This is a genomic window from Micromonospora sp. DT228 (assembly GCF_049841595.1).
In the GTDB taxonomy this organism is placed as follows: domain Bacteria; phylum Actinomycetota; class Actinomycetes; order Mycobacteriales; family Micromonosporaceae; genus Micromonospora.
Genome location: NZ_JBNCKO010000018.1, coordinates 98,817 through 111,072 on the forward strand (window position 1 = coordinate 98,817; position 12,256 = coordinate 111,072).

12 protein-coding genes are annotated in these 12,256 nt (G+C 70.5%); 8 read left to right on the plus strand and 4 right to left on the minus strand.

Annotation, left to right across the window (positions count from 1 at the left end):
* Window positions 1-35: 35 nt before the first annotated feature.
* Window positions 36-2,741 carry an MGH1-like glycoside hydrolase domain-containing protein gene (locus ACLQ29_RS28745; RefSeq protein ID WP_425774552.1) on the plus strand — a complete coding sequence of 902 codons (2,706 nt, stop codon included), beginning with the start codon at window positions 36-38 and terminating at the stop codon, window positions 2,739-2,741.
* Window positions 2,742-2,749: 8 nt separating this feature from the next.
* Here the strand turns inward: ACLQ29_RS28745 and ACLQ29_RS28750 are convergent, their stop codons facing one another.
* Window positions 2,750-3,061: a hypothetical protein gene (locus tag ACLQ29_RS28750; protein ID WP_425774553.1), complete on the minus strand. Its 312-nt coding sequence runs from the start codon at window positions 3,059-3,061 to the stop codon at window positions 2,750-2,752.
* Between ACLQ29_RS28750 and ACLQ29_RS28755 the strand changes: the two genes are divergently transcribed.
* Both ACLQ29_RS28755 and ACLQ29_RS28760 read left to right on the plus strand, forming a co-directional pair.
* Entirely contained in the window at window positions 3,060-3,512 is a 453-nt protein-coding gene (locus tag ACLQ29_RS28755; RefSeq protein WP_425774554.1) for a hypothetical protein, read from the plus strand. The two genes, ACLQ29_RS28750 and ACLQ29_RS28755, sit on opposite strands and share 2 nt — an antisense overlap.
* Window positions 3,513-3,694: 182 nt before the next feature.
* Entirely contained in the window at window positions 3,695-5,767 is a 2,073-nt protein-coding gene (locus ACLQ29_RS28760; RefSeq protein WP_425774555.1) for an IPT/TIG domain-containing protein, read from the plus strand.
* A gap of 110 nt (window positions 5,768-5,877) precedes the next feature.
* Here ACLQ29_RS28760 and ACLQ29_RS28765 read toward each other — a convergent pair whose 3' ends face one another.
* On the minus strand, window positions 5,878-6,534 hold the full coding sequence (locus ACLQ29_RS28765) for an HAD family hydrolase (protein WP_425774556.1): 657 nt from the start codon (window positions 6,532-6,534) through the stop codon (window positions 5,878-5,880).
* A gap of 87 nt (window positions 6,535-6,621) precedes the next feature.
* Between ACLQ29_RS28765 and ACLQ29_RS28770 the strand changes: the two genes are divergently transcribed.
* Window positions 6,622-7,425: a hypothetical protein gene (locus tag ACLQ29_RS28770; RefSeq protein WP_425774557.1), complete on the plus strand. Its 804-nt coding sequence runs from the start codon at window positions 6,622-6,624 to the stop codon at window positions 7,423-7,425.
* Between the two features lie 71 nt (window positions 7,426-7,496).
* Window positions 7,497-7,943 (plus strand): hypothetical protein, encoded by a 447-nt coding sequence (locus tag ACLQ29_RS28775; RefSeq protein WP_425774558.1) that lies wholly within the window; start codon window positions 7,497-7,499, stop codon window positions 7,941-7,943.
* A 155-nt stretch (window positions 7,944-8,098) separates the two neighbouring features.
* Here the strand turns inward: ACLQ29_RS28775 and ACLQ29_RS28780 are convergent, their stop codons facing one another.
* Complete coding sequence (locus tag ACLQ29_RS28780) at window positions 8,099-9,301, minus strand: low temperature requirement protein A (RefSeq protein WP_425774559.1); 1,203 nt, start codon at window positions 9,299-9,301, stop codon at window positions 8,099-8,101.
* A 141-nt stretch (window positions 9,302-9,442) separates the two neighbouring features.
* Here ACLQ29_RS28780 and ACLQ29_RS28785 point away from each other — a divergent pair, with 141 nt between their 5' ends.
* Both ACLQ29_RS28785 and ACLQ29_RS28790 read left to right on the plus strand, forming a co-directional pair.
* A complete protein-coding gene (locus tag ACLQ29_RS28785) occupies window positions 9,443-10,060 on the plus strand; it encodes a TetR/AcrR family transcriptional regulator (protein ID WP_425774560.1) in 618 nt (205 codons plus the stop codon).
* 68 nt (window positions 10,061-10,128) lie between these two features.
* Entirely contained in the window at window positions 10,129-10,707 is a 579-nt protein-coding gene (locus tag ACLQ29_RS28790) for a TetR/AcrR family transcriptional regulator (RefSeq protein WP_425774561.1), read from the plus strand.
* A 12-nt stretch (window positions 10,708-10,719) separates the two neighbouring features.
* Here ACLQ29_RS28790 and ACLQ29_RS28795 read toward each other — a convergent pair whose 3' ends face one another.
* Window positions 10,720-11,352 (minus strand): hypothetical protein, encoded by a 633-nt coding sequence (locus tag ACLQ29_RS28795; RefSeq protein ID WP_425774562.1) that lies wholly within the window; start codon window positions 11,350-11,352, stop codon window positions 10,720-10,722.
* A 166-nt stretch (window positions 11,353-11,518) separates the two neighbouring features.
* Here ACLQ29_RS28795 and ACLQ29_RS28800 point away from each other — a divergent pair, with 166 nt between their 5' ends.
* Window positions 11,519-12,229, plus strand: a complete 711-nt coding sequence (locus ACLQ29_RS28800; protein WP_425774563.1) for an HAD family hydrolase — start codon at window positions 11,519-11,521, stop codon at window positions 12,227-12,229.
* The last annotated feature ends 27 nt before the right edge of the window (window positions 12,230-12,256 follow it).

The window sequence follows — 12,256 nt, forward strand, 5'->3', positions numbered from 1 at the left end:
CCACCGGCGGCAAGGTGTAACACGCCACGACGAGAATGGCCGCTGTGGTCAAGTACCGTGGCGACGTCAAAGATGTGCACGTGATCACTGACCGATCGTCCTCCGACGCCTCGCCACCCGACGCCGAGCGGCTCCGGCTCGCCCAGGCTGACTCGGGGGAGCAGGACTGGCGCGCATGGGGTCCCTATCTGTCCGAACGGGCGTGGGGGACGGTACGGGAGGACTACAGCGAGCACGGTACGGCCTGGGACTACTTCCCGCATGACCACGCGCGGTCCAGAGCCTACCGTTGGAACGAAGACGGGATGGCCGGCGTCTGCGACGAACGACAGACGTTCGCCTTCGCCCTCGCGCTGTGGAACGGCAAGGACCCGATCCTCAAGGAGCGGATGTTCGGCCTCGGCGGCGACAGCGGCAACCACGGCGAGGACGTCAAGGAATACTGGTGGTACGAGGACTCCACGCCCACCCACTCCTGGATGCGCTGGCGCTACCACTACCCGCAGGCCGCCTTCCCGTACGACGAACTCGTCGCGGTGAACGCGTTGCGCGGCCGCGACGACACCGAGTACGAGCTTGTCGACACCGGGATCTTCGACGACGACAGGTACTGGGCGGTGACCGTCGACTACGCCAAGGCGTCCCCGACCGACCTGTGCATGGTGATCACCGTGGCCAACCGGGGCGACCGGGCGGCGACCCTGCACGTGCTGCCCACCCTGTGGTTCCGCAACACGTGGGCCTGGGGCCTGCCCGGTGGTGACCGCATCCCCACGCTGACCGGGCAGGGCACCCGGCTCGTCGGCGAGCACCGCGTGCTCGGTCAACTGCTGCTGGAGGGTGACGGCGGCCCGGTGCCGCTGCTCTGCGACAACGACACGAACGCCGAGCGGCTCTGGGGCCTGCCCGGCCGCTCGCCGTACCCCAAGGACGGCATCAACGACCACGTCGTCAACGGCGCGGCCACCGTCAACCCCGCGCGGGAGGGCACCAAGGGCGCGCTGCACTACGTGCTCGACGTGCCGGCCGGCGGGCAGCGCCAGATCCGGTTGCGGCTGACCCGCACCGCGTCGCCGCCGGCCGCCGCGCCGCCTCCGCCGGCCGACCTCAGCGAGGGCTTCGAGGCCGTCGTGTGGGCGCGGCGGGCCGAGGCGAACCGGTTCTTCGCCGGGGTGATCCCGCCGGCCGCCACCGCCGACGAGGCGCTGGTGGCCCGGCAGGCCATCGCCGGGCTGATGTGGGGCAAGCAGTTCTACCACTTCGACGTCAAACGCTGGCTCGAAGGCGACCCGGGCTCCACGCCGCCGGCCGGGCGCCGACACGGGCGCAACAGCGCCTGGTGGCACATGACCAGTTTCGACGTCATCTCCATGCCCGACCCGTGGGAATATCCCTGGTACGCGGCCTGGGACCTGGCCTTCCACTGCGTGAGCATCGCCCGGGTCGACCCGGGCTTCGCCAAGGAGCAGATCCTGCTCCTGCTGCGCGAGTGGTACCTGCACCCCAACGGGCAGATCCCGGCGTACGAGTGGGCGTTCGGTGACGTGAACCCGCCCGTGCACGCGTGGGCGGCGCTGAAGGTGTTCGAGATCGACGGGGGGCAGGACTACGAGTTCCTGGCCCGGGTGATGCACAAACTGCTGCTCAACTTCACCTGGTGGGTCAACCGCAAGGACACCGGCGGCAACAATCTCTTCGAGGGCGGGTTCCTCGGGCTGGACAACGTCGGGCCGTTCGACAGGTCGGCGGCGCTGCCGGTGGCCGGCGTGCTGGAGCAGTCCGACGGCACCGGCTGGATGGCCATGTACGCCCTCAACCTGCTGGACATGGCGATCGTCCTCGCCGAGCACGACCGGACCTGGGTGGACACCGCCACCAAGTTCTTCGAACACTTCCTCTACATCGCCGCCGCCGCGTACGAGCAGGGGTTGTGGGACGACGAGGACGCGTTCTTCTACGACGTGTTGCGCCTCGCCGACGGCACGAAGGTGCCGCTGAAGGTCCGTTCGGTGGTCGGCCTGCTGCCGTTGGCCGCGACCACCCGGCTCACCGCGAAGACCCTGCACCGCCTACCGGAGCTGGGCGCGCGGTTGCGCTGGTTCCTCACCAACCGCCCGGAGTACGCGGAGGTGATCGGCACCCGCCGGCTGGGCCCCGACGGCCGGCAGCAGCGGCTGCTGTCCATGGTGGGCCAGGAGCAGGTGGTCCGGTTGCTCGCCCGGATGCTCGACCCCGACGAGTTCCTCTCCGACTTCGGTCTGCGGACGCTGTCCCGCGCGCACCTGGACAAGCCGTTCTCCGTCACCCTCGGTGGGCAGGAGTTCTCCGTCGGCTACGAGCCGGCCGAGTCGACGAGCGGACTGTTCGGCGGCAACTCGAACTGGCGTGGACCGATCTGGATGCCGACGAATTTCCTGCTGATCAGCGCGCTGCGCGACTACGCGGCGTTCTTCGGCGACGACCTCCAGGTGGAATATCCGACCCGCTCCGGGGTGAAACGCTCGCTCGACGAGATCGCCGACGATCTCTCGGCCCGGCTGATCTCGCTGTTCACCCAGGACGACTGGGGTCGACGGCCGATCTACGGCGCCGCTCAGATGTTCCAGACCCACCCGGACTGGCGGGACCTGATCGCGTTCCCCGAGTACTTCCACGGCGACAACGGGGCCGGCCTGGGCGCCTGGCACCAGACCGGCTGGACGGCCCTGGTCGCTGACCTGATCCTCACCCTGCGCCGCTGACCGCAGGATCAGCAATCTGGCGGACGCCGGGCCCATTGGCGTACGGCTATGGTTCGTGATCGAAGGATCCTTGCCGCCACACGGGGATGAGGTGAGGGTGTCGCCTCCCGGCCACCGATCGACGCGAAGGCCGCTCCGAGGACGACGACGATGACGAGCGCCGTCGCCCAGGTGCCGCCATCGAGGTCACCGTCGCGCGGGACGGCCAGCAGGATCGGCAGGGCCAGGGCGAAGACCGCCAGGAACCGTAGGCCACGTCGGCGCTTGATCATGGTGTCGACTCCGTTCTCGTGGGCAGACTTCTCGACAGGAGGAATCATGCAGAAGTTTCGTACCGGCGTCGTGACGACGATCGCCACGCTCTCCCTGGTCGGCGTCGCCGCCCCGGTCGCGGCGGCTCCGGTCCAGGCCGTCGCGGCGCCGACAGCGGTGCCGTGGTCGGCATCGCACGGCGCGGCCACCGCGAGCGGTGAGCGCTGGTTGGAGACCCGGCCCGGTCAGTTCATTCCCGACGTGGTGGTCGAGGGACAACTGGCGACGACAGGTGCCGGTTGCCATGCGGTCTGGGTGCAGTGGCGGCGCGACTTCTTCCCGTTGCCCTGGACCCAGGTCGCCAGTCGGTGCGGTGCCGGGACCACGCCGGTGGCCACCCGCTTCTACGGCTACCTCCCGACGGTGACCGGCCAGCTCAAGGTCTGTCGGGGTCAGGCCGATCAGCAGGACTGCGGACCGTCGACGTCGCTGACCACCTGGCCGGTGGCGCGGCAGTAGGGGGCCTCGGTTCACGGGGGTGAAATGCACTTAATGCCATAACTTGTCCTGTTTGTTCTCGTTCAGTCGTTGACGGGTATCGACCGCCGAGCACGCCCGTCAGTCGAACTGAACGGGGGAAATTGGTGAGCTCTGTCCTGCGAAGAATCACGACCGCATCCACGGCGATGCTTGTCGTCGGGGTGGCAACCCTGGGATTGGGGACGCCGGCCTGGGCGGCGCCTGGGGACGCGAGTGCCCGAGGAGTGGTCGTCGACCTGTCCGCGGAGGTGCTCGGCACGCCCGTGATCAGCGCCGACGCGACAATCGGCACGGCCACCGCCCCGCCCGCCGGTGGCACCGACACCGACAACCAGGCCGTCTCGCTGCCCGGGTCGATCGGCATGACCGCCACCGGCACCGTCGAGGTGTCCGCCACCCGTGCGGCGGCCTCCTCGTCGGCGTCCGCCCGCGTCACCGACTTCAACCTGGGCGTGCTCAGCGTCGACGTGCTGGGCCTGACCGAGGCCACCGCCACCGCGACCTGCCCGCAGGCCGGTGCGACAAGCGCCGCCACCACGCTTGTCGGGCTGGAGCTCTTCGGCTCGGCGGCGACGCCGGAGCCGAACGGCCCTCCGGTCGTGGCGAGTGTGCCAGTGGTGGTGCCGGGGCTGGTGGGCGCGAGCCTGAGCGCCTCGTTGACCCGGACCGAGACGACGACAGCCGACGGTGCCGCCGCGGTCGCCCTCCGGGCCGCCCTCACCCTGTCGGGCCTCCTCCTCGGCGAACAGACGACCATCCCGATCGGGACCGTGATCGTGGCCGAGGCCACCTGCGCGCGTCCGCCCGCGGCGCCCACCGCCGCGACGATCACGCCGGACGAGGGCCCGCAGTCGGGCGGCCAGACCGTGACGATCGCCGGTACGGGCTTCATCCAGGGCGGCACCACGGTCACCGTCGACGGCGTGCCGGCGACAGGTGTCACGGTGGCGCCGAACGGCACGTCCCTCACGGCAGTGACCCCGGCCGGCGCGGTCGGCCCCGCATCGGTGGTGATCAGCACGGTGAACGGCACGGCACCGCCGCTGGGCTACACGTACCTGGCCGGTGGCGGTGTGGTCACCGGACTCTCACCGACCTCCGGGCCGACCACGGGTGGCACGACGGTGACGATCACCGGTACCGGCCTCACCGGCGCGACAGGCGTGACCTTCGGTGGCACACCGGGCACCAACCTCGTCGTCGCCCCGGGCGGCACGTCGCTGACCGTGGTCACACCGCCGGGGCCGGCTGGCACCGCGGACGTCACCGTGCTCCTCCCGGGTGGGAACGCGGACGCGCCGGACGGCTTCACCTACGTGGCGGCCGCTCCGACGGCCGGGACGATCGCGCCGAACCAGGGGCCGCAGGCCGGCGGCCAGACCGTGACCATCACCGGTACGGGCTTCGTGCCCGGGAGCACGACTGTCACGTTCGACGGTGCCCCGGCCACCGATGTCACGGTCAACGCGCAGGGCACGTCGTTGACGGCGGTCACGCCGCCCGGCGCCGTCGGCCCGGCGGTCGTGGTGGTGAGCACCGGCGGTGGCGCGTCCGCGCCGCTGGACTACGCGTACCTGGCCAGCGGCGGTAACGCCACCGTGACGGGGCTGACCCCGACGACCGGGCCGACCTCGGGTGGCACCACTGTGACGATCACCGGGACCGGCCTCACCGGCGCGACCGGCGTGACCTTCGACGGGGTGCCCGGCACCGGGTTCACCGTCAACCCGGCCGGCACCACGATCACCGTGGTCACCCCACCCGGCCTGCCCGGCCCGGTGGACGTGATCGTGCAGGTGCCCGGTGACGACGTCGTCAGGGCGGACGGCTTCACGTACCGGATCGCCCCGCCCGTCGTCGACGCGCTGACCCCGGCCGAGGGACCGGCCGCCGGCGGGAGCACGGTGACGGTCCGTGGCTCCGGCTTCGTTCCCGGTCGGACCGTGGTCACCATCTGCGGTCAGGCCATCCCGGCGAGCGGGGTCACCGTGGCGTCGGGCGGGCGTTCGTTGACCTTCCGTACCCCGGCCTGCGCGGCGGGGAACACCACGCTCACCGTACGTACCGACGGCGGGGTCTCCGGTGGCCTCGCCTTCCGCTACCTACCGCGGAGTCTGCCGGTGACCGGTGACGCCCTCACGGCGCCGTTGGCCGTCGGCGCGCTGCTGGCTCTCCTCGGCATGGTCCTCGTGCTGGTGACCCGGCGCAGGCGGCCCGCCGACCGGATCGGCTGACCGGCGGTCCCGGTCAGGACCCAGTCCGGGTCCTGACCGGGACGCACGGCACGAAAGGCCGACCAGCGGGTGTACCGGTGTCGCGGCGTGCATCGGACCGTCGCTCGGAGCTAACCGCTCGCGGCGTTGTGTTTCGCGACCAGGCTCGGCAGCTCGTCCAGCGAGTCGATGCGGAACAGGCAGTGCGCGGCCACGTCGGGGAGGTCGAGGATGTGACCCCACGGGCCACGCCGGATCAGGCACGTCGGCATCCCGACCTCCTGGGCCGGGCGTACGTCGTTGTCGGGCCGATCGCCGACGTACAGGATCGACGACGCGTCGCCGCCGCCGGCGCGGACGACCCGCTCGAAGAAGGCAGGTGACGGCTTCGCCACCCCCCATCCGTGCGACGTGCCGATCACGTCCACGGGAAGGCCGAGTGCGCGGAGGGTCGCCTCGGCGTGCGCGGGTTGGTTGCCGGCCAGGCCCAGGAGCAGGCCCTGGTCCTTCAGGGAGGTCAGGCACCGCCGCGCGTCGGGGTAGAGATCCTCCTCGCCGAACGACTCCTCCCGGCCCGCGGCGGCCCGGCGCTCAAGCTCGGTGTCGAGGTCGAAGTCGGGCCGGAACGCCCGGAACGTCTCCTGGTAGTCCAGACCTCGGGCGATCACCGAACCGAGGACGGCCGAGAGCGTGTGCCGTGGCACGCCGAACCAGTCGGCCCAGGCCTCGAACTCACGGGACTCGTCGAGAATCGTCCCACCAACATCGAAGAATACCGCCCTGATCACTGTGCCCCCCGGTCACGGTCGTGCTGTCGGTGGAGCATAGACACACATGTCTTATGTGGACATCCGACGAAGGCGTACCGTGTGCCGGTGCATGTGCTCGACGACCCGACGGTGTCGGCAAGGGTTGCCCGTTTCCTCGGCACGCACGGGGAGCGCTGGCCGAGCACGCCGGCCGAGCGGATCCGGCGGTCGGCGAGTGCCGACGGACCGGACGGCCCGCTGGCCGTGGTGCCCGACGAGCTGGTCGCGGTCGCCGTCGCGTTCGAGGAGCGCTACGGCGGGCTCGCCTATCGGCTCAAGACAGGCGGCAACCACATGGAGTACGGCCTGGAGGGCCCGGCCTACTTCCGGTGGACCGCCGACCTCGGGTGGATGTTCCCGGCAGCCCTCGACGGAGCCTGGACGTGGAGCGTCGACGTCCTGCTCGACGGGCGGACGGCCATGGCCCCGGGCAACTGGCCGTACCGACTGATCGACCGCACCGTCGAGCAGCGGCTCGAGAAACACGCGCTCCTGGCGGAGCTGCGGCGTTGGCCGCACGTCACGCTCACCTACGAGACCGCGACCCTGGTGTCGCCGACGGTCACCCTGAGCGGAGTCCCGGAGGTGCGCGAGGCCACCGGCCCGGCCGATCGTCTGTGGTACGACGGCACGGTGGCGGCACACCTCTCTCTTCATGGCTGGCCCGCCGGGAGGGACCGCTGGGTGTTGCGGTGCTTCGCCCGAACCAGAGCCGGGTTGTCCGGCGTGCTCGACCAGCTCAGTGAGATCGGCGAGCTGGACGAATGGTGCTCGATCTGTGGCCGCGCCCTGGGGCCGTCGATGCCGTCCTACGTCCCGCAGGGCGGCGAACCGGGCCTCTGTCTACCCTCGCCCTCGGATCACCGGTAGTGCGCCGCCCGGGTGTCGCGGCGCTCCCGGCCCCCGGCGAACGTGTCACCCATTCACTATCCTGGTCGTCCATGGGGGCGGAGCCGGTGGGTGAGCTGCTCGTGCTCGGGCAGTCGCGGGTCTGGCCCGCCGTCGCGGTGCCGTCCGCGATGGTGGTCGGCCTGGTCGTCGTCGCGGTGCTGCTCGACTGGGTCAGCTGGGGCGGGTTGGTGCTCAGTGCCGCGTCGATGGTCCTCGCGTTCGTCCGCTGGCGAAACGCGGTGTTGGCTGACGACGCCGGGCTGCTGGTACGCGACCGTGGCGGCCTGCGACGCTCGTACGCGTGGTCGGAGATCGAGCGGATGGGCTGGCAGGGGAATTCCCTTGTGGTCTATCCCCGCGGCGGCCCCTACGACGTACCGGGACCCAACGCGTCAGTCACCGTGGCACGCATCTCGCAACCGAGACGCGCGCACCTCGCCGACCCGATGCCGGCGCTGCTCCAGACACATGGCATCAAGGCGCTAAGCGAGCCCTGATTCGCTCAACGTCGTCGACAACTGTCAGCCGCAGCGTCCGAGCGGCGGTGGGTGCGAAGCCCAGGGCCCGGTTGATGGACTGTCAGTCCTCACCAGCCTTCATGAACTGGCCGCCCGGCCTCGGCCTCGGCTCGGCCGCCCTGATGAAACAGGCCTTAGTAGGGCGGGGTGGGCATCTCCGGTGCGCGCCGGCGTGACCGTCGGGAGTCCGCGCCCGCCACCGCGAGCAGCACCACCGCGGCGGCGGCACCGGCGGTGAGCGCATTGAGGCGCATCGTCGCCGGCACCAGCAGCCCGAGGGCCAGAAGGCCGGCCAGCCGGGAGCGGGAGATCCGGGCGAACACCTGGTATTCGAGGGCTGATCGTCCGGCGAGGAAGACGACGGGGCCGCCGAGGATGGCGATGAGCCACGCCGCTGGCAGGTGCCCGAGCGGCTCGGTGATGAGCAGTTCGAAGCCAACGCCGGTGAGCACGATCCCGGCGATCATGACCAGGTGGGCGAACGCCATCTCGGTCGCCAGCCGATCGGCGTGGCAGGAGCGGCTGACGGCGGCGTCCATCACCTTCCCCGCCAGGTGGAAGTAGATCCGCCAGAGCAGCACTGTGGTCGCCAGGGCCAGGACGAAGCCGGCCGTCTGGTCGGCGTGGAAATCGCTGCCGCTGAACGCCAGACCGATGACGAAGATCGCCTCACCGATCGCGATGAGGAGGAACTGTTGGTAGCGCTCGGCCAGGTGCCCGGCCGCGATCGCCCGGCCGCCGATCCGTTGCGCGCCGATGCGGGGGGTCGGCCACCCGAGGTAGAGCCCGGTGTAGTCGATCAGCACGGCGATGATCCAGAGTGGCCCACGGATCGTGCCCTCGTCGGCCAGACCACCGATGATCCAGAGCGGTGCGCTCAGAGCGAACCAGACCAGGACCCGGGTGGTCTGCCGGGGATCGGGCCGGCCGTGCCCGGCGATGTGGAAATAGACCACGCGGCCGATCTGGAGGCTCACGTAGGTGATGGCGAAGAGGGCGGCGCGCGCGCCGAAGCCGTCGGGCACCGCGACCGCCATCGTCATGGCGCCGACCGCCGTCATCACGATGACGACCTGGACGATCGGTGCCTCCGGGTCCAGCCAACTTGTCGACCAGACGGTCAGCGACCAGACCGCCCACAGCGCCAGGAACAGCAGGAGTGCCTGACCGAGGCCCGCGACCACGCCGCGTCCACCGTCGGTGAAGTCGCTGATCACGCGTGCCGAGATCCGGGTGAGGGCGAAGACGAAGACCAGGTCGAGAAAGAGCTCCAGAAACGTGGCTCGTTGCCGGCTGGCGGCGTCGCGCACCAGCCCTTCGTCGCGCTGCTCGCTCATCCGTCCGCCACGGGCCGGTGCCGTCGAACGACCACGTGGCCTCCCGTCGTGATGATCCCCTCACCTAACGAGCGACGGTCGGCGGTGGCACGTGGGGCCGGAGGAACGGACTCGTTCGCCTTACGGCTGTAAGGTCATACGGTGACCACACCGAGAACGCGCGCTCGCAACAAGCGTGGCGAAGGCGCCCAGTTGCGCGAGGAGATCGTCCGCGCCGCCGGCACGCTGCTGGACGGTGGCGACCCGCAGGGCGTGACGCTGCGGGCGGTGGCCCGGGAGGCCGGCATCTCGGCGCCGTCGATCTACGCGCACTTCCCGGACCTGGACTCGATTCTGCTGGTGGTCGCCCAGCGCGCGTTCGCCGCCCTGGAGCAGGAGTTGGCCGAGCCGGACGACAGGGATCCGGCCGAGCGGCTACGGACCATAAGCGCCGCCTACCTGACCTTCGCCGAGCGTCAGCCGCACCGGTACCGGCTGATGTTCGGGGCGGTCTGGGATGCCAGCGAGGCCCGCGATCGGACGCCGGCGTTGGCGGACGACCTCGCCGTGCTCGGCATGGGCGCCTTCGAGGTCATCCATCGCACCGTCGCCGAGTGCGCCGCGAAGGGACTCTCGACGAGCGCCGATCCCTTCGCCGACGCGACGGCACTCTGGGTGGGGCTGCACGGGCTCGCCCAGCTCCAGGTGGCGACTCCGCTGTTTCCCTGGCCACCCCACCTGCGGGAGGCCCTCATCGGACGGCTGGCACTGCTTGTCTGACCGACGCGGACAGTCGCCAATCCGTCACCAGGCGACTGCTGTCGGTGTCCGCCCTTACGCTCAACTGCGTGCCCGGACCTGCCGAGAAGGCCACCGAACAGGACCGGCGTGACCTCATCGTCACGGTCGCGCGCGAGCTGGCCGAGGCGGAGGGCTGGGCGGGGGTGAGCACCCGACGCCTCGCCGAGCGGACCGACATCGACGTCGGCGACCTCTACCGGCACTTCGCGGATCTCGACGCTCTCCTCGCTGCCGTGGCCGTCTGCGCCTTCGCCGACCTGGCCGCCGATCTGGCGGAGGCGCACGCGGAGGCCGCCGGCAGCCCCGAGGGGGCCTGGCCGGCTGTCGCTTCCGCGTACCTCGACTTCGCGTACACGAATCCGGAGGTCTATGACGCGATGCTCGCGCTGACCCCCGACCTGGCCCTCGGCGTCGGTGGGGTCCCGGCCGCGCCGCGGGCGGTCTTCGCCGAACTGCGCGCGGCCCTGACCCCGCTGGCCGAGGGGCGCGACCCGGACACCCTCGCCGAGGTGGGTTGGAGCCTGCTGCACGGCGTGGTGATGCTCACCCGGGGCGGACGACTCCGACCCGAGGGGCAGGAGGAACGCGAGGTGTTGATCGCCAAGCGGTTGTTGCGGTGGCCGTGACGGGCGCCCTGCTCAGTTGAGAGGCTCGCGGTCGGACGGCCCCTTGTCGACGAACCGGAACGTGCTGTCCAGCGGCGCGGTGCTCAACTCCTTGAGGATCAGACCGTTGCCGGCGGCGTACAGAAGGAGCCGGGTCTCACTGCCGATCGCGTACGTGCCGGCGTCCATGGGAGTGATGCTGAACCGCTGGATCGGGTTGTCCGGATCGCAGACGGCGGCCTCGACGGTCAGCTCGGGCTCGATGTCCAGAGCGTTCACCTGCCAGCAGGACGGATCGTCGTTGGCGGGGTGATCGTCCTTCGTGCCGAAAGCCTTGATCACGTACTGGTCGTTGCCGATCGGCGTCGGAACGAACAGGACGCGTCCGCCGGTGTCGCCGCCCTCCTCGAGGCGGCCGCTGAGTTCCAGCGCGTTCCCTGGTCCCTGCACCCGCGCCATGGTGACCTCGCGCTTGCCGGACAGCAGGGGGTCGGTCGCGAGTGCCGCCGGTGACGGCGTTCCCCCCGGTGGCGTCGACGGGGACGCCACGGCACCCGACGGCGTCGGCGTGGCCTTCGGCGCCTTGTCGGCGTCGCTCCCGCACGCCACAAGCGCGCCGGTGCACGCCAGCAGCGCCGCGCCGGCACCCCAGTTCATCGTGATCACGTCGTACTCCTCATGAGCTGTCCCGACCTCTCGGCCGCGAGGAATTCTCCCACCCACCAGACGAAAGTCAGGCCGAGACGGTTCACGGGAAAATCCGAAATTCACAGCGGATCTCCCGCCTATCCTGTCCCTTCGACGGGGCGGCGAAGGCATGGGAGGGGACGGGATGACGGACGGCGCGGCGGCGCGGCGGCAGGCGCAGGTGCTGATCTTCGATGCGGACGACACGTTGTGGGAGAACAACGTGGTCTTCGAGCAGGTGATCGACGACTTTCTGGAGTGGCTCGACCACCCCACGTTGGATCGCACCGAGATCCGATTGATCCTCGACGACATCGAGCGGGCCAACACGGTGGCGCACGGGTACGGCAGCAAGGTCTTCCTGCGCAGTCTGGCGGAGTGCCTGGAGCGGCTGCGTGAACGGCCGGCCACCGACTCCGAGCGCCAGGAGATCGAGCGCCTGGCGGTCGCCCTCGTCGAGCACAAGGTGGAGCTGATGCCGGGGGTGGCCGACGCGCTCGACGAGCTGGCCGGCCGGCACGAGCTGCTGCTGCTCACCAAGGGCGACCAGGCGGATCAGCAGCGCAAGCTGGACGCCTGCGGGCTGCTGCACCACTTTCGGGCCGCGCACATCGTCGCCGAGAAGGACGTCGAGACGTACCGGTGGCTGGTCCGGGAACACCGGCTTGATCCGACCCGGGCCTGGATGATCGGCAACTCCCCGAAGTCGGACATCCTGCCGGCACGTGCGGCCGGGTTGAACGCGGTCTTCATCCCCAACGAGAACACGTGGGTGTTGGAGAACGACGACCTGGACCCCACCGACGGCGGGGTGTTGCGGCTCGCCGCGTTCCGCGACCTGTTGCAACACTTCTAGGGCGTGTGTCAAAGTCCTCGGTCGAGC

Bases quoted from the DNA above. Each gene is read 5' to 3' on its own strand.
- ACLQ29_RS28745 (WP_425774552.1), top strand. From the start codon at position 36: ATGGCCGCTGTGGTCAAGTACCGTGGCGACGTCAAAGATGTGCACGTG.
- ACLQ29_RS28750 (WP_425774553.1), bottom strand. From the start codon at position 3,061: ATGATTCCTCCTGTCGAGAAGTCTGCCCACGAGAACGGAGTCGACACC.
- ACLQ29_RS28755 (WP_425774554.1), top strand. From the start codon at position 3,060: ATGCAGAAGTTTCGTACCGGCGTCGTGACGACGATCGCCACGCTCTCC.
- ACLQ29_RS28800 (WP_425774563.1), top strand. From the start codon at position 11,519: ATGACGGACGGCGCGGCGGCGCGGCGGCAGGCGCAGGTGCTGATCTTC.
- ACLQ29_RS28775 (WP_425774558.1), top strand. From the start codon at position 7,497: ATGGGGGCGGAGCCGGTGGGTGAGCTGCTCGTGCTCGGGCAGTCGCGG.
- ACLQ29_RS28780 (WP_425774559.1), bottom strand. From the start codon at position 9,301: ATGAGCGAGCAGCGCGACGAAGGGCTGGTGCGCGACGCCGCCAGCCGG.